The sequence below is a fragment of the Halanaerobium saccharolyticum genome (genome assembly GCF_003259895.1).
In the GTDB taxonomy this organism is placed as follows: Bacteria; Bacillota; Halanaerobiia; order Halanaerobiales; family Halanaerobiaceae; genus Halanaerobium; species Halanaerobium saccharolyticum_A.
Window position 1 is genome coordinate 22732 of sequence record NZ_QLME01000024.1, and the last position, 20612, is coordinate 43343.

Genomic DNA, 20612 nt, shown 5'->3' on the forward strand with positions numbered 1-20612 from the left:
AAGCTTATAATTAAGGAGCATAAAAATGGCTGATAATGATAAAAGAATATATCTAATAATTGGAGAAAAAACAAATTTCAATAGAACTATCAAAAGCTCAGTTGATATCAATGAATTATATGAGAAAAATATGATTTCAGAAGCTATATATAATGATTTAATCTCGATTTATCCTGATGCTAAAATGAAATGCTGGGGATTTCCAGATAACAAGAATAAAGATAATGTCTGGGCCAGGATGAACGAAGAAGATCTTTGTCTAATGTACAATGATGACCAGATTGTAATGTCAGGTATCTTTAAATATCGTTTTCATAATCAAGAAGTAGCAAAGTATATTTGGGAGAGTGATGGAACCCCTTTTGAATATATCTTTTGTTTAGATGATGTTCACATTTTAGAAATTCCTTCAGAAAAAATATTAATAGATGAATTTGGATATAAAAAATCTTTTATCATGGGTGCCAATCCTTTGGCAAATAGCAGACTAGAAAAAGTATTAGATAAATATGGTTCAATAGATAATTTTAGAAGAGAAATAGAAAAAGACAATAGAAATAATATATTATATTCTTCTAACTCCTGGAGAATACTTGCAGAAGATGTTTTTCTTAAAATTATTGATAAATCAGTACTACATAATAATGGAACTGGAATCCCAAGGGATATAATTAAATATTTTGAAATAGAAGATATTGCAGAAGGCGGCAATAGAGAAATTATATTTAATTATAATGATGAAGAGTATTATGCTAGATTTGAACATATAAGCTTAGACCGCTATCGAATCATGTGGAGACAGGACTTTGCTAATATTTTAAAAGACAAACTATCTTTCTGGCATCAAAAATTTGAAGAAGATAGTAGTTATGGAAGTGATCAGGAAAGACCAAAACTTAAATTTCTAAAAAAAAGTAGTAATGAATATGAAATCGAATTAATTAAAGGTGAAGAGACTGATATTACATATGATAAATTTGATCCAAATGTCTGGTGGGTCAATCAAGGTCAAACTATGGAAGCGGAAAAGAATGAAGGAATACTTTGGGCCCCAATAAAAAGCAAAGGTGGTACTACTCAGTATCATTGGGAGACAATGACCGAAGTTAAGTCAGGAGATATTATTCTTCATTATGCCAATGGTTCCTTAAGGTATGTAAGTCAAGTGAAAGAAAAAGCGGTTAAATCAGAAAAACCGGCAAGTATGGAAGCAGATGACTGGAATCGAGAAGGTAGATTAATCAAAACAGATTATTATAAACTTGAACCGGAAGTTAATTTAGACCAATTCAATCAAGAAATAGTAGAATTAGAGATTGAAAAAGGACCAATTAATAAATTAGGTGGAGTTAATCAAGGCTATTTATTTTATTTTAACAAAAAAGCATTAGCAATTATTCAAAATAAAGCTAAAGAAACTAATTGGCCTGAATTTGCTCTTTTAGAGGAGGAAAAAATGCTTCCAGAAACAGATTCGTTAACTGCTAAACAAAAATTATCTCAAATCAAAAATTACATCAAAGCTCAGGGCTATACTTATCCTGATAACTTAATAAAAAACTTTTATCTTTCTTTAAAAACAAAACCCTTTGTCCTGCTGGCAGGTATCTCAGGCACAGGGAAGACCAAGTTAGTAGAACTTTTTGCTAGAGCAATTGGTTGCACATCAGATAATGATCGTTTTAAGCTGATTTCAGTTAAGCCGGACTGGAATGACAGTGCAGATCTCTTAGGTTACAGCAATATTAGAGGAGACTTTCAGCCTGGCCCGACTTTAGAAACAATTAAAAAAGCTGCTGCAGATCCAGCTAACCCCTATTTAGTCTGTCTTGATGAAATGAATCTGGCCCGGGTTGAATATTATTTTAGTGACTTTTTATCAAAAATGGAGACCCGGCACTATGATGGTGATCAGATTAAAACAGATAGATTGCTAAATGAGAATGACTTTGATCCAAATGATAAAAACAATTCTAAATCTAAATATTCTAATCTGCAGATACCGGACAACCTGTATCTTATTGGAACGGTTAATATGGATGAAACAACTCATCCGTTTAGCAAAAAGGTATTAGATAGAGCAAATACAATTGAATTTAATCAGATTGACTTAACAGCCTTTTTGAATGAAGATTATTCAGTGCAGGTTCGGAAATTAAAGGTGAATAATCAATTTCTTAAAACTGAATATCTGAATTTAAAAGATCTGCTGCCTGATAAAAAAGATGAAGTTAGAAGAATAACTGAAGAACTGGAAAGACTAAATCAGATACTTAAAAAGGGAAATCTGCAGGTCGGATACAGAATCAGAGATGAGATCAACTTCTATGTTGTTGAAGCGCTGGATAAAGAACTGCTGGCTGAGAATACTGCTTTCGATAAAGAAATATTGCAGAAGGTATTACCCAGAATTCAGGGTAGTTCAGCTGTTATTAAGGAAATTTTGCTGGAACTATTTGATTTCTTTAGTGGAGCTAATTTCAGCAAAGAAAATGGGCAGCTGTCTGCAAAAATCTGGAACTATTATCAGGCAGAGAAAGAGGATTTTAAATATCCGGAATCTGCAGAAAAAATAACCTATATGCTGAGGAAATTTGAAGAAGATGGTTTTACTTCTTACTGGTTATAGTTTGGACTGCAATACAGACAAGGAATTTAGATGAATTAAGGATATAAAAATATTGAATGAGGCAACAACTATATTAAGGTGATAAAATGGCAGTTAAAAAGATAGATCTAATCACAATTAAAAATGATAAATTTTCTCTAAATATTAAGGGGAAGCCTCTTCATCCTGACCACGAAAAGAAATTCCCGGAGAGAAATAAGGCTCAGGCTTCTTACAGCTTTAGCTCAATTTTAGAAAAAGGATTGGATTTTAAATATTACGATCCGGAAATAGATCAGCTCAAATTGAGCCAGTTTAACTCTATAAAAAGCTACCCCCTCTTTTTTGAATATCAAAACTATGATTTTCACATTGAAGCAGAAACGCCGATTGAGATCTACCATCCTAATCGGGAAATCAGAGAATCACTGTCACATCCAAATGACAAGCCCAATGTACTTTACGGCAGCATTAATTTTGGCAGTGATATCGGCTATTCTGAATTTGAGATTCGCAGTAATTCTCAGGTGATTTTAACCCTCAAACTGGAGGTTTTTCCCAGCAAGATTGACTACCAGCATGACTATAATAAGCTTTTAGAAGAGGTAAATAAGGAAGTATATAATTTAGCCTATGATTTTTTAAGAAAGACCTATCAGGAAATGAAGATATCTGAAAAGCAGAATATCACTGAAGCTGAGTTTTTTGCGATCATTGAAAATATCTTTGAAGATTTATTTAAAGCTCTAAAGAGAATAGAAGAGTCCCCTCATCATCAGATTATTAGAAAGAGAAATGTTCGACCTGCTTCCAGAGTCAAAAAAGTCGGCAGGCAGAGCCTTAAGTGGTTAAATAAAAACAGCCGTCATTATGATCAGGACCTTAAGCTGCCGGAAAAGATGCTGGCAGTAGAAAAGAAGCTGAGCTATGACAATTTTGAAAATAAATTTATCAAGTGGAGTTTTTCAGAACTGATTAAAAGGCTGAAACACTTTAAAGTAAATTACTCTAAATCCAAATCAAATCCGGATCAAAATTTTCTGGCTGAAATCGATAAAATGATCAGAAAACTTAAATTAAAACTTAAACATTCATTTCTGGCTGAAGTTGGTGAACTGCAGAAAATAGATTCCATCTCTCTAGTGCTGCAGATGGCTCCTGGTTACAAGGAATTATATAAATATTACCTAATGCTTTTAAAAGGTCTTTCTCTCAATGGAGATATCTTTCGACTTTCAATTAAGCAGCTTTGGCAGCTCTATGAATACTGGACATTTCTTAAGTTAAACAGACTGCTCCAGGATAAATATAAGTTGATTAAAAATAATATTATTGATTTAGATTACAGCGGCATCAATGTTACCCTTTCTCAGGGAGCAGCGGCTGAAGTCGAATATCAGAATCCAATTACCGGTGAGAAATTCAAATTAAGCTACAATAGATCGAGTGGAGATGGAATCACCACCAACCAGAAGCCGGATAATATTCTTTCACTTAGTAAAAATGATTCTGAGCATCAGTATAAATTCATTTTTGATGCTAAATATCGGCTCAACAACGCAGAAGAGGGAACTAGATATGGTGACAGATACGAAGGGATTCCCGGTCCGGAAGAATCAGATATCAACACCATGCACCGCTATCGAGATGCCGTAGCAGCTGAGATGGGAGAAAACTACCGGCGAACAATGGTTGGAGCTTATGTACTCTTTCCCTACCACGATCAGGAAAAATTTAAAAAGCACAAATTCTATAAGAGCATCGAACAGGTCAATATTGGAGCTTTTCCATTTCTACCTGGCAGCACAGAACTTTTAGCCGAGTTTTTAGAAAATATTATTGACGAATCAGCTCAAAGTAATTTTGACCGCAACCTGATGCCGGCTGCGGCTGATGAATTTAGACCACAGCCCGAATTTAAAGTTGATCTTCTGCTTGGATCTCTGCGCAGTAAAAAGCAGTTTGAGTATTTACTGGCCAATAATCTTTACTATTTACCTTTGCAGCAGTCAGTTTTAAATCATAATTTAGAATATGTGGCAATCTTTCAGAGTAAAGCAAAATTTGGAGAGCAGAGCGGTGTCCGCTATTACGGCAGAATTAAGAATAAAAAGATTGTTAAAAGAGAAGAAATAGATTTTCCTTCCAGCCGCAAAAATATTGGTCAGAATTATCTGCTTTTCGATGTTGAAAGCTGGCAGCAGCTCGGTAAAAAGATTAAATCCGAAGGCTATGGAGTTAGCAGCAGCCATATTTATTCCAATCTAATGCTGCTTAAAAAGGCAGATACTCTGCCTGAGTTAAGTATTCGCTCTTTAAAAGAATGGCGGCTTTGGCTGGAATTAAAGCGGCTCAAGGAAGATATAAAACTGCAATTAAAAAATAATAATCTGGATCAGATCCAAAAAATTGAAGGTTTCAGAGCTGGAAAAGCGAAAATCAAACTTAAAGAAGATATACTGCAGGTAGAACTGAAAGAAAATCAGCTCGAATTTTCTTATTCAGAGTTTATTCAGAATCCGAGATCTGTTTTAAATAAGATAATGGAACTTATTAATGACAGCTCTCAGCACTAATTTTGATTTAGATATAAATTTCAAGATAGTTGAGATTCGGCTGATGGTAGAATGTGCTAAACGCAAAATAAAACTTTTTGACTACAAAAAGCTCGGTCAGAGGGAGCTGCTTGAAAAATAGGATGACAAGACTTTATCTCGGGGAAATTAAAGGGTGAAATTTTTTGTGACCTATCAAATTGTAATCTAGTAGTAGATGATTGATATCTTGCATAATAATTTATAATTAGAACTTACCTTTTCTAAATTAATCTGATAAAATATTAGCAGAATATTTAGGTTTTTGTCAGATGTAAATCATCTGTGACTTTAAAATACTTGATGAAAAATATTCTAGTCTATCTATATTTATAAAATACAGATTCTGATATTACTGATCACTTAAAAGAACATATTTGCTACAATAATCTAACTATAATTATTGCGTTAACTGAAATTGTCGTTGAGAATCTTAATAATGTACTAGAACAAATATATAAAAACAAGAAAGAATTAGATGTGAGGTCCCCCATTAAATTAGAGATAGTTTATTTAATCCATAACACTAAAAAGAGAGAGTGATAACAGTGGAGCAATCTTTTTATAATAATCTAGGTTTTTATACTAATCCTTTTAAAACTACTAATGCCTATTACGAAGAAAATCTTGATAAATATTTTGTTTACCCACCTTTTTTTCAATCTGTTTTAGGAACGCCATCTTCTCCTAGAAGTAATATAATATTTGCCCCCCGTGGTGGAGGTAAGTCTGCTCAAAAAATAATGATAGAAAAAGAAAGCCATAAAAGAGATATTTTATGTATATCACATGATGATTTTAATAATATATTAGACTCAGGTGTAAAAAATGTTACTTTAAATGATCATTTACAAGTAATTATAAGGAAGACAATTATAGGAATACTTATTGCTTTTAATGAAAAGGAAGGGGCACAAATTGATAAATCAGACAAGGAAATATTATATTTATTGTCTAAAAAATATCTTAGTAATTTGTCTCGTTTAGAACTGAAAGAAAATATTTCTTCAATAAAAAATTTTTCTACCCAAGTTAAGGAAGTTTGGACAGGATGTTCTAACTTTGTTAATCAAATTTTTAACGAGTTAATGAAAAAGAAAGTTGATGATTGGAATGGAATTGATTTAAATAAAATAAGTTTGAAAGAAACAAATTTTAATAATAATAAACCAAAAGAAGAATTAAGATTTCTTGGCCAAATTGCTAAAAAAATTGGATTTGAGTCGATATACATATTAATAGATAAGATTGAAGAATATCCTTCCACAAACACTCCCGAAAAGGCTTATGAATTAATAAGTGAGTTGTTGGAAAATCTGGTTATATTAGAAACAGGAAACTTCGCTTTTAAATTTTTTCTTTGGGATAAGATCGAACAGTTATGTATAGATAATAAAATTAGATTTGATAGAATCCTTGATTATAAATTAAAATGGAGCAAAAAGAGATTGAAGGAGTTATTAATTAAAAGAATTAAATACTATAGTAAAGGAAAACACAATAGTTTTGAAGATATTATTGACAGCCAGTTGAAAGATAAGATTAAAACGACTTTTGAAGATAATGAATTGGTTAATAATATAGATGATTTATTGGCAATTTTTGCAATGAATTCTCCTAGAAATTTAATTAGAATATGTGGTACGATTTTAAATAAACAACTAGATTTAAATTCAAACTTATCTACGGTCTCTTATATTAGTTTTGTTAATGGGATAGAAGAAATAAGTAAAAAGATTTCTAGACAATTAATGGATAGTTCTATGATTAACCAAATAATGAAAGTGGGTAAAGTTAGTTTCACTATACCATATATTTCAAATAAAATTTTTAAAATCACTACTCAAGGTGGTGGCAATAAAATTAAACAATGGAGAGATACTGGTCTTGTTATGAAAGTCCCTACTAAATTTAGAGGTAAAACAAATAAGCCTGTATATTTATATGCAATAAATAATTTGATTTTTGCTAAGCAATTATATAAAGATTTAAACATATTCGAGTTTTTTGAAGAGAAAGTAAGGGTTTGTTCCACTTGCAATGAATTTTTATTAAGAGAATGGGACGAAAAACCAGAAGAACCATATGTTTGCCATAAATGCAATAGTGAATTAGATTCTAACCGATTGAAATTATTTTGATAGGCTATAATAGGTATTTTTTAAAAGTTTTTCAAAAAACTTTATATAGAAATAAAGGAGGTGAGATTTTTGGCTGTTAAACATATAGATACTGGAGTAGTACACAAGGGTAGAAAAGGTGGAAAGACTGGTTGTGGAGTTGATACTAGAAAAAAACCAAGTCATTGGGCAAGTACAAGCTCAAGAGTAACATGCAAGAAAGATGGATGTAAAAACTAGTTTTTATGAGGCCAGGTAATGGAAGATATTTTTTGAACAAAACTGTTACCTGGTTTTATAAAACATTTTCAGATCAGAGTAAGTTTATTTTGGAAAATAATTTAATAGATTTTGAAATGTTTAGAAAATCATTCTTAATTTGCAGGACAAAAATATTTGCCATAGAAGTAATATAATATATAATGAATATAAGTCTATAAAATTATAACTTTCAGGAGGTGTTATAAGATGGCTAGAGGTGATTTAGTTTTAAAATTAGTTCAGGCTGGAATGTCTGGAGATAAAAGCCTATTTGAAAGAACTACTAGAGCTATTATTTCGGAAGAAAAAGCGAAAGATCATCATATTCTGGCTTCAAGGATCGAAGAAAAGTTCAAAAATGAGAATAAGAGCACTTCTAATAACAAAAATAATACCTATTATCTTAAAAATAAAAATGCTAAAAATAAGGCTTTGATAGAAAGAATTCCTCGATTTACTTTTGAAGATTTAATATTAGATAACAAAATATTAAATACTTGTGATGAACTGATTGAGGAGCAGCAGAAAGCTAATATACTAAGAACCAACAACGTGGAACCACGACATAGAGTACTTCTGGTAGGCCCACCAGGAAACGGAAAAACTTCTTTAGCAGAAGCAATTGCCGAGGAATTAATGGTTCCCTTATTTATAGTTTCTTATGAACAGCTTATAAGCAGTTATTTGGGAGAGACAGCCAGGAAAATTGATGAATTATTTGAATTTGTCAGCAAAAGAAATTGTGTATTGTTTTTTGATGAGTTTGATGTGCTGGGTAAAGAAAGAGGAGATTCTAGAGAATCGGGAGAAATTAAAAGAGTAGTCAGTTCTTTATTAATGCAGGTCGATGATTTACCAAGTAATGTAGTTGTTGTGACTGCGACAAACCATCCAGAATTATTAGATAGAGCTGTCTGGCGCCGATTTCAAATTAAACTTGAGTTAGATTATCCTGCCAGAGAAGACATTATTAAATGGTTTAATAAATTTGAAAAAAGTATCAATACCAATTTGAAAACTGATAAAGAAATTCTGGCGGATAAATTATTGGGGTTGAGTTTTGCAGAGATAGAACAATTTGGCCTTGATGTTTATCGAAGATTAATCTTAAGTGATAAGTCTCTTAAAAGTATAATAGAAGAGAGGCTAAAGCAAAGGAGTAATCAGCTGAATTAATACATGATTGGAGGAAACCGACTTGCCCCAGAAAAAGTATATTCCTTTTCCTAATTATACAATCAATGGTCGTGAAAGTTTAACTGGAGGAAGATCTAAGATAAAGAGTCCTTCTCGTGAAAAACAAAAAGATAAATTTGATGGTCCTATGAGAGAGTTGACGCGTACAATGGAGTCAAGACTTGCTAAAATAAAAGATGAGACTACTGGCTTAGATCCGGATATGGTTCTGGTATTAGAAACTGTGGGTAGCGTCAGTAATTTTTATACAGCAGTAAAAAATACTCAAGGGTTTAGCTGGTTGGTAGATTCTATTTCAGAGGGTATTGAAGAAAATGAAGAATTTTATAAAAATAGTGCTCCTTCAGGTAAGGAATTAAAATGCAGATTATATATGCTCTTAACAAATAAAACTGCGCTTGACCAGCTGCTTCAATTGTGGGATAAATTTAAGAGAGAAGAAGATCTTCCCCGAGGTAAAAAAGGTTGGAGAGAGATCTTTAGTCATTTAAAGGATATCAGAACCTGGGGTGTAGAGGATAGGCTTGAAGATACTGGTCTGTTAGAAAGATGGAAAGAAGATTTAGAATATCAAGATTCAGTTAAGTTCGAAATAGAATTTTGGTTTAATGATGATCAGCACAAACAGAAATTAATTGAATCTGATTTTAAAAGAAAAATTGAAGAATTTGAAGGTGAGGTTATAGATTCGGCTTTAATTGAAGAGATTAAATATCATGCTTTTTTAGCGAAAATCCCTGCTGTTTCAGCTGAAAAATTAGTTGCTGACTTTAGACAAAATAATGAAAATAAAGTTTTAAAGTCCGAATCTGTAATGTTTTTTAATCCTCTTCCACAGGCAGATTATAAATTTCAGATTGAAGAATTGGAAGAATTAGCTACCGACAATATTGGTACTGCAGAACAAATCGGTATGGAGCCAGTGGTTGCTTTATTTGATGGTTTGCCTTTGCAAAATCATCAATCTATCAAAAATAAATTAATTATTGATGATCCTGAAGATTTTGAGAGTAATTATCTGGCTAAATATAGACTGCATGGTACAAGTATGGCGTCCTTGATTTTAAATGGAGATTTAAATAATTCTTTTCTTAAACATGAAAGGCCTATTTATGTTAGACCAATATTAAAGCCTGACTTAGAAAATAATTTTGATGGTCAAATAAGAGAAACTATTCCTGGAGATAAATTATTTATAAAAAGGATTTATCAGGCTGTAAAAAGATTATTCGAGGAAGGAAATGACGGGGTAGCTTCTGAAATAAAGATCATTAATTTTTCCATTGGTGATAAATATCGTCCATATTTAGATAAGATGAGTTCTCTGGCCCGGCTATTAGATTGGCTTTCCTGGAAATATAAAATTCTTTTTATGGTTAGTGCTGGTAATAAAGTTGAGAATTTTGATTTTGCAGAAGGAGAATCTGCAAAGGATAACTTATTAAAAAATATAAATAAAAATCTAAGAAACAGTAAAATTTTATCACCTGCAGAGTCAATAAATTCAATTACTGTTGGAGCTCAGCATAAAGATTATAGTGAGTTTTCTTTAAATAGTCATATTCACACTGATTTTTTTGAAGATTATAATAATTTACCCAGTCCTATTTCACGCTTTGGCTTAGGTTATAATAGAACAGTTAAACCTGATATTTTATTGCCAGGGGGCAGACAGATATATAATAAGAATTACTTGCCCGGGGGAGATTATAGATTTACTCCTAACTTGTCCACCCGCAAACCCCCAGGCTTAAAAGTTGCTTTTCCCGGATCAAGTCCAGGGTTAAATAATTTTGCCTATACTGCAGGTACAAGTAATGCCAATGCCTTAGCAACTCATAAAGCAGCTGAATTATATGAAATATTAAAAACCAATGAAGAGTTTATTAATATACCAGATGATGAGATTACATCATTAATAAAATGTCTGTTAGTTCATTATGCAGACTGGAATAATGGATATAAGTTATTGGAAGAAACATTGTCTCAAGAAGTAGATATTAATTCTTTTAGAAAACACGTACAAAAATTTTTAGGTTATGGTTTTATTAATCTAGAGCAAATATATGGCTGTACTGAAAGACAGGTGACTTTATTTGCTACATCACAAATCAAGGCTGAGGAGGGGCACCAATATATTTTCCCCTTACCTGAAAGTCTGGAAAGTAAAGCTATTCCAAGAAATCTAATTATTACTCTGGCCTGGTTTAGTCCAATTAGATCTCAGTTTGAAAATTATCGATTAGCTAAGTTATATTTTAAGCCTCCACAAGATGAACTATTATTAGGAAGAAGCCAGGCAGATTGGCGGGCTGTAATGAGAGGGACACTTCAGCATGAAATTTTAACAGGTGATAAAGCCAGTGTTTATTATGAAAGTGATAATATAAAAGTCAGTGTTAACTGCTATGATAAAACAAATGAACTAAATAATAATAATCTTGAGATCCCTTACGCACTTGCAGTTACACTAAAAATTGAAGAAGATATTAATATTTATAATGAAATAGAAGAAAAGGTAAGAATAATTAATAAGCAGAAAGAACAGATTAGACTTAAAAATACAGTGTTTATATGATATGTGATTAGAGTTAAAAATAATCAGTTTTCGATTTTAAAGACATGGGGGCGAGGTGATCCAATGATTATTAGTGCCAGCCGCCGGACTGATATTCCGGCTTTTTACAGCAAATGGTTTATCAACCGCATCAGGGAAGGATTTTTCTTTCAGGTTAACCCCTATAACCAGCAGCAAAAGGGGATCAGTCTGGCTCCAGAAGCAGTAGAGGCCTTTGTTTTCTGGAGCAAATATCCCCGACCCCTGCTGAAATATCTACCTGAACTTGACCACAGGGGTTATAACTACTATTTTCAATTTACTCTCAATAATTATCCTGAGCTTCTGGAAAGCAGACTGCCATCTCTGGAAGCGAGAATTTCAGCTTTTAAAGAGCTGAGCCAGTCTCTGGGCAAAGAGAGAGTTATCTGGCGCTATGATCCGATAATCATCAGCAGTTTGACACCTCCGGCCTATCATCTGCAGCAGTTCAGCCAGCTTGCTGCAGAACTTAAGGACAGCAGCAGTCGGGTGGTAATCAGCTTTCTCGATTTTTACGGTAAAACTAAGTCGAGGCTCAAAAAATTGGAGCAGGAAAATGGAATCAGCTTCCGGGATCTGGTCAAAGCGGAAGCAGAGCTGCTTTCCTTCTGCCGCAGCTTAAAAGAAATAGCAGAGGCTAACGATTTTGAGATCCAGAGCTGTGGAGAAATGAATAATGACTCTGCCCGGATTATCCCGCCTGGAAAGTGTATCGATGATCAGCTGCTTAATCAGCTCTTTGATCTAAAGCTGCCTTCACTTAAAGATCCGGGCCAGCGGCAGAGCTGTCTCTGTATCAAAGCGGCCGAAATGGGAGTCTATAACAGCTGTCAATTTGACTGTGTTTACTGTTATGCCAGCCGGGGTCCGGATAAAATTAGAGAAAGAATAGATCAGCACAATCCTGAGAGCCCGGTCTTAATCGGAGAAGCTCAGCAGGAATTTAAACAGCAGCTTTCGCTTTTTAATAAAAAGTTTTAAGAGTAGGAGAGGAGCATTTGATTCTGGACAATCATTTTACTGATAATATTTTTAAAAGATTACTGATATAAATTCTTGATTCTGGTGCTGGTCAGTTATTTATAAATTTATAATAAAAAAAATTATTTGACAATTAAAAATTATTTCTGTATAATATCTCTATAGTAAACGTTTAGATTGATATAACAATAGTAAACGTTTAGATTACTTATATTATAGTAGTAAACGTTTAGATTAATGAGGGGTTATAAAGATGGTTACGATAAAAGACGTTGCAAATGAAGCGGGAGTTTCCATTGCCACCGTCTCAGCTGTTGTTAATGACAGCCGACCGGTAGCAAAGAGCACGAGAAAAAAAGTTATGAAAATTATTGAGGAAATGGGCTATAATCCAAATCCTGTTGCCAGAGCCTTAAAAAAAGGTAAAACAAAGAGAATTTTATATATGGTTCCTTCAATTAAGAATCTGGTTTTCGCACAGTTTATTGATAAGGTGCAGCAGGCTCTGATTGAAAAAGGTTATGATCTAATTTTGCTTAATAATGAAGCCAGATCTGATTTAACAAAATCTTATTTAAGCATTATTCATCCTTCCAATATAGATGGAGTAATTATGACCCAGACCAGAACCTGTGGTGAGATCATTAAAAAAACCTGTAAAAATAAATCAATTCCTTTAGTTGTTCTCTTTGAACCAGATATTTTTAATGATGTAAGTATGGTAACCAGTGAAGAACAGACTGGTATCGAAAAGGCCGTTGATCATTTATTAGCTAAAAAACATAAAAAGATAGGATTTTTAAAAGTTGAAGACAGCAGAAATCAGATGAAAAGATACCAATCTTTTATTAATAAGTTAGAGAAAGAAAAAGTTGATTTTGATGATAAATGGTTAATTGAATGTGATGACCATGATGAACAGGCCTCATATAAGGCTGTCCACAGTTATCTGGAAACAGAAGAGCTAGAATTTACAGCTTTACTGGCCTGTAATGACTTTTTGAGTCTGGGTGCTATCAGGGCCCTTAGAGATTCCGGATTCAGGGTCCCGGAAGACATTTCGATCATTGGCTATGATGATTCAATTGCAGAATACCTTCATCCAACTTTAACATCTATCAAACTGCCCAAAGAAAATCTGGCAAATAAAGCGGTGGAATTATTATTAAACCAGATTGAACAGGAAGACTCTGCTGTGCAGACTGCAAAATATGAGCAGGATTTAGTGGTCAGGGAAAGTGTAATTAGCAATGATTAATTAAATGATTAATTAAGTGAAAATTAAAGTAAATGTTTATAATTATTTTTATAGTAAACGTTTACTATAATTTATTTTAGAGCAGGAGGTGAGATTTTAAACTTTATTTTAAGCGGAGTAAAATTATAGAGGAGGAAAAAAATATGAGGAGCAATTTATTTTTAGTTATTTTACTGGCCGGACTGATTTTAGCTTTAGTAAATCCAGGGGTTATGGCACAGGAATATGATTTAACTCTGTACAGCATAATGACCACTGATCAGGATTTTGATGACTGGCTGGCTGATTTAGAAAAAGAAACGGGTCTCAAAGTCAATGTAATTGCAGCCCCGACTAATTCTGATACCCGTCAGCAGAAGGTAACTACTGTTTTGTCATCAGGTGACAGCAGTATAGATATTTTAGAAATTAATGATGAAATGTCTTCATCGTTTAAAAATACCGGCTGGTTAGAACCACTTCAGGCTAAAGTACTAACAGATGAAATTATTGACTATTTTCCGGAAGGGTATATGGAAGATATGATTACATCTAGAAGTGGAGATATTGTTGGAGTTCCGGGTTATAGTGGATATCTTGCTTTCTGGGTTGATCAGGAGAAGCTGGATAAGTACGGTTTTGAGACAATAGATACTAAAGAAGATTTTATTGCTTTTGCTAAAGCAGCAAGTGAGGATGGTAATTTTGGCTATGGTGGTTCCTGGGAAAGAACATATGTCTTTAATGAAATAGCCACTTTTGTTAATTTGTTTGGTGGAGATTATTTTGACTGGACTAACTCTGCTAACAGAGAAGCTATTCAGTTTATGTATGATATGGTTCACAAGTGGGAAGTGACTCCGATTGAACAAATAGGAGATAAATATGAACAGATGAATCAAAAGTTTATTGATGGTAAATATGCAATGATATTTATGTGGGGTACAGGAACTGAATATCGAAATGCCGGGCGATATGGGGAAGATCAGATTCACATAGCTATGGTACCGGAGTTTGAAACCAGAAGTATCTTTACAGATTCCTGGAGCTATGTTTTAAACTCAGCCTCTGAAAATAAAGAAGCTGCTTATAAATTTCTTCAATATGTCGCCAGTGAACAGGGGATGCTGAGTGCCTGGGAAAACTTTGATAGATATCCAGCCCGTTCAGATGTGGCAAAAAAACTCCCCGATAATGAAATAACAGAAATGTATAATAGATATAGTGAGGAAGCTGTTGTCCGGGGCAGACCTATGGTACCCCAGACAATGGAATTTATAACTCAAATGGGAACAATTTTTCAGCAGGTAATGCAGAATCAGATTACAATTGATGAGTTTTTAGTTAAAGCTCAGGGCTTTGTTGAAGAATACAAGTAGGAAACTAAAAATAAAGGCAGGATCCAGCTCCTGCCTTTATAAAATTTATTATTTTAAGAGGGGATTTTATGTTTGTACAAAAAGCTAAAAGTAAATTATGGATTGCCTGGATTTTAGTTTTGCCTGTATTAATTATTAGAGGTTTTACTGTTATTTATCCTATTTTTGAAACTATTAGAATAAGTTTTTATGATGTCAGATTATTAAGAGGACTGAATCAATTTGTTGGACTGCAGAACTATTTTAAAGTTTTTACTGATCCCAAAGTATTAGAAACAATTGAGTTTACACTGATTTTTGTTATCTCTTCAATGACTTTACATATTCTTCTTGGAGTTCTGCTGGCTCTGATTCTGAATATGAAGTTTAAAGCCAAAAAATTTCTGAGAACTATAGTTTTAATTCCCTGGGCAATGCCGATGGTTGTTATCGGAATGGCCGCCAAATGGGGATTTAATAATGAGTATGGGCTGGTTAATGATTTTATCAGAAGATTTGTGCCGAATTTTGAATTAAGCTGGCTAATTCATTCTGATACTGCCAGAGCCGCTGTTATAGCAATGGATATCTGGAAAAACCTGCCGTTCTTTGCTATTTTAATATTAGCTGGTTTGCAGTTTATTCCAACCGAACTTTATGAAGCAGCTATGGTAGATGGAGCAACAAAAGTTCAGGCTTTTTTTAAGATTACTCTGCCCTTAATTGTTAAAAATATAATGGTTCTATCTATTCCTTTTACAATGTGGCGTCTGGCATCTTTTGATATTGTTTATTCAATGACCTCTGGCGGTCCTGGTTCTTCGACAGAATTAATTGCCTATCGAATCACAACCGAGGTTTTTACAAATCTCAATTTAGGCTATGGTGCTACCCTGGCAGTTTTATTATTTATAGTAATGGTAGTTTTTAGTACTACCAACTTATATTTCATTAATAAAAAATAGGAGAAGAGAGGTGAGAAAAATGATTACTAGATTTAAGTTAGAAAATATATTTAAATGGATAATTGCCTTAACCGTTTCATTTATAATTTTATTTCCGCTGTACTGGATATTTATCTCTTCAATTACTCCTGCGGGAGAATTATTTCAGAGACCGATAAAATATATTCCGGAGAACCCAACTCTATCTAATTATATTTACTTAATCAAGAATACAGGTCTTTATGATAAAATTATCAGTACCTTTATAATTATTACCACTACCCTATTAATAAGCACCATAATCTGTGTTATGGCAGCCTATAGTTTTGCCAGATATGACAGTATTGGCTTAAAGATTGCATTTTTATTTATTTTATTTTCAATGTTAATCCCGAATGTGGTTACAGCAAGGCCGTTATATGATTTTATGAGAAAGGTAGGCTTATATGATACTTACACCGGTCTAATCATCCTGTATATCAGCAGAGTAATTCCTTTTACAGTCTTAATTCTCAGAAATTTTGTGAGCAATATACCAATTACCATCGAGGAAGCAGCTGCAATCGATGGAGCTGATTTTTCCCAGACGATTTTTCATATTATCTTACCGCTGATGAAACCCGCAATTGCAACAGTTTCAATTACCAATTTTATTATGTGTTTAAATGAGTTTTTTATTCCTTTATTTTATGCCAACAATATTCAGGTATTATCGACGGCAATCACACAGCTGCCCCTGCAGGATAATATGTACTCAGTGCCCTGGGATTTAGTCAGCTCCATGGGCTGGATAATAATTTTACCAATAATAATCTTTGTTTCTGTATTCGAAAAACAGATAATGGAAGGAATCATGGCCGGAGGAGTTAAGGCCTAGAATTTGAGAGGAGATATAGATAAATGATTAATAGTTCATTATTTAATAACCTGGGAACATTACCCCTGGTTAACAATTCAAAAACCAGATCAATTACCGCAGAAAATCCGGAAGGAAAAAAGGGAAGTGGGGGAACTGCTGTCGGCAAACTGGGCAGGTCAAGAAAGGGTTCTCCCTGTATTAAAGGCTTAAAATCAGGTGCCGAAAAAACATTGGCAGAAATAGAGGGTCCGGGAATTATTCAGCATATCTGGATCACAGTTACTAATCAGACTGAAGCGGGCGAATTTGTCCTCAGAGATCTGGTTCTGAAGATGTTCTGGGATGAAGAAGAATTCCCCTCAGTTGAGGTTCCTTTAGGTGATTTTTTCTGCAATGGATTTGCCAGAGGCTGTCTGGTAAATTCTGTCCCCATAGTGGTTAATCCTAAACGGGGAATGAATTCTTTTTTCCCCATGCCGTTTCAGAAAAAAGCTAAAATAGTAATTGAAAATCAGCACCAGGCTGAAATTCCAGCATTTTTTTATCAGATTGACTATTCTCTAGAAGAAAGTTTACCAGAACAGACTGCCTATTTCCATGCCCAGTGGAGAAGAGAAAAAATTACTACTATCAAAGAAGATTATGTTGTTCTGGACAATGTAGAAGGCAAAGGCCATTATGTTGGTACCTATCTTGCGTTATCAGCTCTGGAAAGATACTGGTGGGGAGAAGGTGAACTGAAGATATTTCTAGATGGAGATCAGGAATATCCTACTATCTGCGGTACGGGTACTGAAGATTATTTTGGTGGTGCCTGGAGTTTTGCCAGAAGAGAAGCTGGGAGAACAGTAGAGCAGACTTACAACACCCCATTTATGGGCTATCCCTATTACTCCAGACACGACAGTGTAATAGATAGCGATTATTTTAATGATGACTGTCCCCCGATGCGGGGTTTTTATAGATGGCATATTATGGATCCGATAAGATTCGAAAAAAATATCAAGGTTACCCTCCAGCAGATTGGAGTCTGTGAAAGAGGTCTTTTTGAAAGAAGTGATGATGTCAGCACAGTTGCCTACTGGTATCAGAAAGAACCTCATAACAAATTTGACGAGTTAAAGGGCAGAGAAGATAGATGGCCCAGATAAATGGTCCAGATAGATAAACTGGCTGCTTTAATTTCGGCAGCTTCTGAATCCCGGATTAATTTGATAGATAACAATTTGGCTTCAGAAATATTTAGCAGCAGCAATGTTTTCTGGAGCTCTAAAAAGTTGATTATAGTTTAAATGATGTTTTGTAAAAATATTAATATAATCCCCTTATGATAGAAAGATTAGATAATCAAAATCTGCTCTATCAAAAAGGGGATTTTTTATGTTTAGAAAAAGCAAATATCCAGCTGAAAAAACTTAAAATATTAAGATAATATAAAATAACAGCGATTATGCTAAAACAGCTGTCAAACATGAAGTTTCAGCTTAAGTCCTTTAGAGTTTAGAGGCTTAGCCGCCTTAATAATTTTATATAAAATTATTAAGCTAATAGATATAAAAAAATAATAAAGTAAAAATCAGGAAATGTTATCTTAATTTAATAAATTCATAAATAATTAAGTGCTTTTTCTAATTGTAGTCTCAACAGAAACAACTAGCTTAATAGCTTTTTCATTTCTCCCCTTTATTAGTTCATGTAATCTTTTGCCAGCAAGTGCTCCCATTTCTTTCTTAAAAATAGTTACTGTAGATAAAGGCGGGAGAGTATGCTGGCTCATTTCAATATCATCAAATCCTGCTACTGCAGCATCGTCAGGTATTTTTAAATTTAATTTTCTTAAAGCTCTCAAAGCTCCAATAGCAAGCATATCATTGGCAGCAAAAATTGCTGTTGGTTTTTTAATATTATTATTAAACAGTTTAATTATTTCATTATATCCATCCTGAATATCAAAAGAAGGATGACAGATAGTAATTAATTTGTTATTTATATTTATATTATTTTCTGTTAGCGCTCTTTTGTATCCTTCAAAACGATTATTTAAAGAAGTATGGCTCAAAGGACCACCTAAAAAAGCAATTTTCCTATGACCTTTATCAATTAAATGGTTTACAATTTTTCTTGCTCCTGATAAGTTATCATTTATTACACAATCAACATTTTCATCCCATAAATCATTATCCACTAAAATAACTGGAATTCCGGTGTTTTTTAAATTTAAAATTATTTTTTTATCAATATTATAGCCCACAAACATTAAACCAGCTAGATTATTATCTTTAATTAGTTCATCAATAATTTCTTTATCATTTGAGTATTCTCCAGAAATTGTTTTAAAAAAAAGCTGATAATTATAATCTCTAAAACTTTCTTCAATTCCTTTAATAACCTGCCCATAAAATGGATCAATTATTAAACTGCTTAAAAGTTTATTACTAAAAATGATTCCAATATTACCTTTAACGGTTTTGTCATTTTTTTTATTATATTTTCTGGGAGTATAATTTAGTTCTTCAGCAGCTTTTAATACTTTTTTTCTCGTTTGTTCAGTAATATTTCTTTTATTATTAAATACTCTTGATACAGTTGAAGTGGAAACTTCAGCTTTATCTGCGACATCCTGTATTGTTGTTTTCATATAAATTGACCTGCCTTTCGTTTTTAAGTACTATTAATATTATTCTTGGTTAAATAAAAAATCCCTTTTTTTCAGAAACAATTAGAGATTTTTTTCGTGATAAATTACTTTATTTTAAATAATAATCCTGATTTGGGGGAGTTTGTATCGGTTTTTAGTTAAATTTATAAAGTGCAAAGCAAAAGTTTCATAAATAAATTTCATAAAAATATAAAAAAGTTTCAGAAAAAAGAAGGGATTATTTAAAATGTATTGAATATATAAAATAGACTAAAATTAAGAGGTGATAAAAATTATAAAACTAAAAAGATTAAAAGACGATCCGATTTTAAAGCCAATTGAAGAAAATGAATGGGAAAGTAAGGCGGTGTTTAATACTGCTGCTGTTTATAAAGATGATTTATATTATTTGTTATATAGATCTTCAGACAATGATTTTGAATTGAATAGTAATAAACCAGAGGCATCAGAAAAATTTACTTCTTACATTGGTTATGCAGTTAGCAAAGATGGGATAAATTTTAATAGGTTAATTAATCCTGTTTTTGAAGGGGAAACTCCCCAGGAAGATTGGGGAGTAGAGGACCCCAGAATTACAAAACTTAATGATAAGTATTATATGCTTTATACAGCTTTTGGTGGTAGAGACTGGGATGACTTTAGAATTTCAATGGCCAGTTCCAAAAATTTAATTGACTGGAAACGCCATGGTGTTGTTTTAGACGAACCGAATAAAGATGCAGCTCTTTTTCCAAAGAAAATTAATGATAAATATTTTTTATTACATAGAAGAGTTCCAGATATTTGGCTAGGAGAGTCAGCTGATTTAGATTCATGGAACAATCATCAGGTAATTATGAAAACCAGAGAAAATAGTTGGGAAGAAAAGAAAATTGGAATAGCAGGACCTCCTATTGAAACAAAAAAAGGATGGATTTTAATTTATCATGGTGTAGATAATGATCATGTTTATCGTCTGGGTATTGCGGTTTTAGATTTAAATAATCCAGAAAAAGTAATTTATAGACAGCAGGAGCCAATATTAGAACCAGAAATGGAATGGGAAACTGCAGGTTTAGTTCCAAATGTTGTTTTCAGCTGTGGTGCAGTAGAAAAGGAGAATGAGATTATAGTTTATTATGGAGGAGCAGATACAGTTATTGGTGCAGCCAGCTTTAATAAACAAGATCTTTTCAATCTTCTAAAATAATAAAGG

The 20612-nt window shown here is 33.0% G+C and carries 15 protein-coding genes; 14 read left to right on the plus strand and 1 reads right to left on the minus strand.

From position 1 onward, the window contains the following. The first annotated feature begins 25 nt into the window (after positions 1-25). The 13 genes from C7958_RS12690 to C7958_RS15695 all read left to right on the plus strand — a co-directional run bounded on the left by C7958_RS12690 (position 26) and on the right by C7958_RS15695 (position 18050). On the plus strand, positions 26-2629 hold the full coding sequence (locus C7958_RS12690; protein WP_111573052.1) for an McrB family protein: 2604 nt from the start codon (positions 26-28) through the stop codon (positions 2627-2629). Positions 2630-2715: 86 nt separating this feature from the next. Next, positions 2716-5184: a restriction endonuclease-like protein gene (locus C7958_RS12695; RefSeq protein WP_111573053.1), complete on the plus strand. Its 2469-nt coding sequence runs from the start codon at positions 2716-2718 to the stop codon at positions 5182-5184. A gap of 566 nt (positions 5185-5750) precedes the next feature. Further along, positions 5751-7343 (plus strand): P-loop ATPase, Sll1717 family, encoded by a 1593-nt coding sequence (locus tag C7958_RS12700; RefSeq protein WP_111573054.1) that lies wholly within the window; start codon positions 5751-5753, stop codon positions 7341-7343. 69 nt (positions 7344-7412) lie between these two features. Further along, positions 7413-7562, plus strand: coding sequence for a hypothetical protein (locus tag C7958_RS15690; RefSeq protein ID WP_166668540.1), 150 nt, complete (start codon positions 7413-7415; stop codon positions 7560-7562). A 228-nt stretch (positions 7563-7790) separates the two neighbouring features. Beyond that, on the plus strand, positions 7791-8759 hold the full coding sequence (locus tag C7958_RS12705) for an AAA family ATPase (RefSeq protein ID WP_111573055.1): 969 nt from the start codon (positions 7791-7793) through the stop codon (positions 8757-8759). 22 nt (positions 8760-8781) lie between these two features. Further along, a complete protein-coding gene (locus C7958_RS12710; protein ID WP_111573056.1) occupies positions 8782-11358 on the plus strand; it encodes a S8 family peptidase in 2577 nt (858 codons plus the stop codon). Positions 11359-11421: 63 nt separating this feature from the next. Continuing rightward, positions 11422-12360 carry a DUF1848 domain-containing protein gene (locus C7958_RS12715; protein WP_111573057.1) on the plus strand — a complete coding sequence of 313 codons (939 nt, stop codon included), beginning with the start codon at positions 11422-11424 and terminating at the stop codon, positions 12358-12360. Between the two features lie 253 nt (positions 12361-12613). Beyond that, complete coding sequence (locus C7958_RS12720) at positions 12614-13618, plus strand: LacI family DNA-binding transcriptional regulator (protein ID WP_111573058.1); 1005 nt, start codon at positions 12614-12616, stop codon at positions 13616-13618. 143 nt (positions 13619-13761) lie between these two features. Continuing rightward, positions 13762-14976, plus strand: coding sequence for an ABC transporter substrate-binding protein (locus tag C7958_RS12725; protein ID WP_111573059.1), 1215 nt, complete (start codon positions 13762-13764; stop codon positions 14974-14976). 68 nt (positions 14977-15044) lie between these two features. Further along, on the plus strand, positions 15045-15920 hold the full coding sequence (locus C7958_RS12730) for a carbohydrate ABC transporter permease (RefSeq protein WP_111573060.1): 876 nt from the start codon (positions 15045-15047) through the stop codon (positions 15918-15920). Between the two features lie 19 nt (positions 15921-15939). Then, on the plus strand, positions 15940-16776 hold the full coding sequence (locus C7958_RS12735; RefSeq protein WP_111573068.1) for a carbohydrate ABC transporter permease: 837 nt from the start codon (positions 15940-15942) through the stop codon (positions 16774-16776). A 23-nt stretch (positions 16777-16799) separates the two neighbouring features. After that, a complete protein-coding gene (locus C7958_RS12740; RefSeq protein WP_111573061.1) occupies positions 16800-17909 on the plus strand; it encodes a glycoside hydrolase family 172 protein in 1110 nt (369 codons plus the stop codon). Continuing rightward, positions 17910-18050 carry a hypothetical protein gene (locus C7958_RS15695; RefSeq protein ID WP_166668541.1) on the plus strand — a complete coding sequence of 47 codons (141 nt, stop codon included), beginning with the start codon at positions 17910-17912 and terminating at the stop codon, positions 18048-18050. Positions 18051-18373: 323 nt separating this feature from the next. Here the strand turns inward: C7958_RS15695 and C7958_RS12745 are convergent, their stop codons facing one another. Next, the gene (locus tag C7958_RS12745) at positions 18374-19396 is read right to left on the minus strand and encodes a LacI family DNA-binding transcriptional regulator (RefSeq protein ID WP_111573062.1); all 1023 of its coding nucleotides are present in this window, start codon (positions 19394-19396) and stop codon (positions 18374-18376) included. A 292-nt stretch (positions 19397-19688) separates the two neighbouring features. Between C7958_RS12745 and C7958_RS12750 the strand changes: the two genes are divergently transcribed. Next, positions 19689-20606, plus strand: a complete 918-nt coding sequence (locus tag C7958_RS12750) for a glycoside hydrolase family 130 protein (RefSeq protein WP_111573069.1) — start codon at positions 19689-19691, stop codon at positions 20604-20606. The last annotated feature ends 6 nt before the right edge of the window (positions 20607-20612 follow it).

What these genes read in the sequence shown, in the direction of transcription:
- C7958_RS12690 (WP_111573052.1), top strand. Translation starts at nt 26, where the DNA reads ATGGCTGATAATGATAAAAGAATATATCTAATAATTGGAGAAAAAACA.
- C7958_RS12695 (WP_111573053.1), top strand. Translation starts at nt 2,716, where the DNA reads ATGGCAGTTAAAAAGATAGATCTAATCACAATTAAAAATGATAAATTT.
- C7958_RS12705 (WP_111573055.1), top strand. Translation starts at nt 7,791, where the DNA reads ATGGCTAGAGGTGATTTAGTTTTAAAATTAGTTCAGGCTGGAATGTCT.
- C7958_RS12715 (WP_111573057.1), top strand. Translation starts at nt 11,422, where the DNA reads ATGATTATTAGTGCCAGCCGCCGGACTGATATTCCGGCTTTTTACAGC.
- C7958_RS12720 (WP_111573058.1), top strand. Translation starts at nt 12,614, where the DNA reads ATGGTTACGATAAAAGACGTTGCAAATGAAGCGGGAGTTTCCATTGCC.
- C7958_RS12725 (WP_111573059.1), top strand. Translation starts at nt 13,762, where the DNA reads ATGAGGAGCAATTTATTTTTAGTTATTTTACTGGCCGGACTGATTTTA.
- C7958_RS12730 (WP_111573060.1), top strand. Translation starts at nt 15,045, where the DNA reads ATGTTTGTACAAAAAGCTAAAAGTAAATTATGGATTGCCTGGATTTTA.
- C7958_RS12735 (WP_111573068.1), top strand. Translation starts at nt 15,940, where the DNA reads ATGATTACTAGATTTAAGTTAGAAAATATATTTAAATGGATAATTGCC.
- C7958_RS12740 (WP_111573061.1), top strand. Translation starts at nt 16,800, where the DNA reads ATGATTAATAGTTCATTATTTAATAACCTGGGAACATTACCCCTGGTT.
- C7958_RS15695 (WP_166668541.1), top strand. Translation starts at nt 17,910, where the DNA reads ATGGTCCAGATAGATAAACTGGCTGCTTTAATTTCGGCAGCTTCTGAA.
- C7958_RS12745 (WP_111573062.1), bottom strand. Translation starts at nt 19,396, where the DNA reads ATGAAAACAACAATACAGGATGTCGCAGATAAAGCTGAAGTTTCCACT.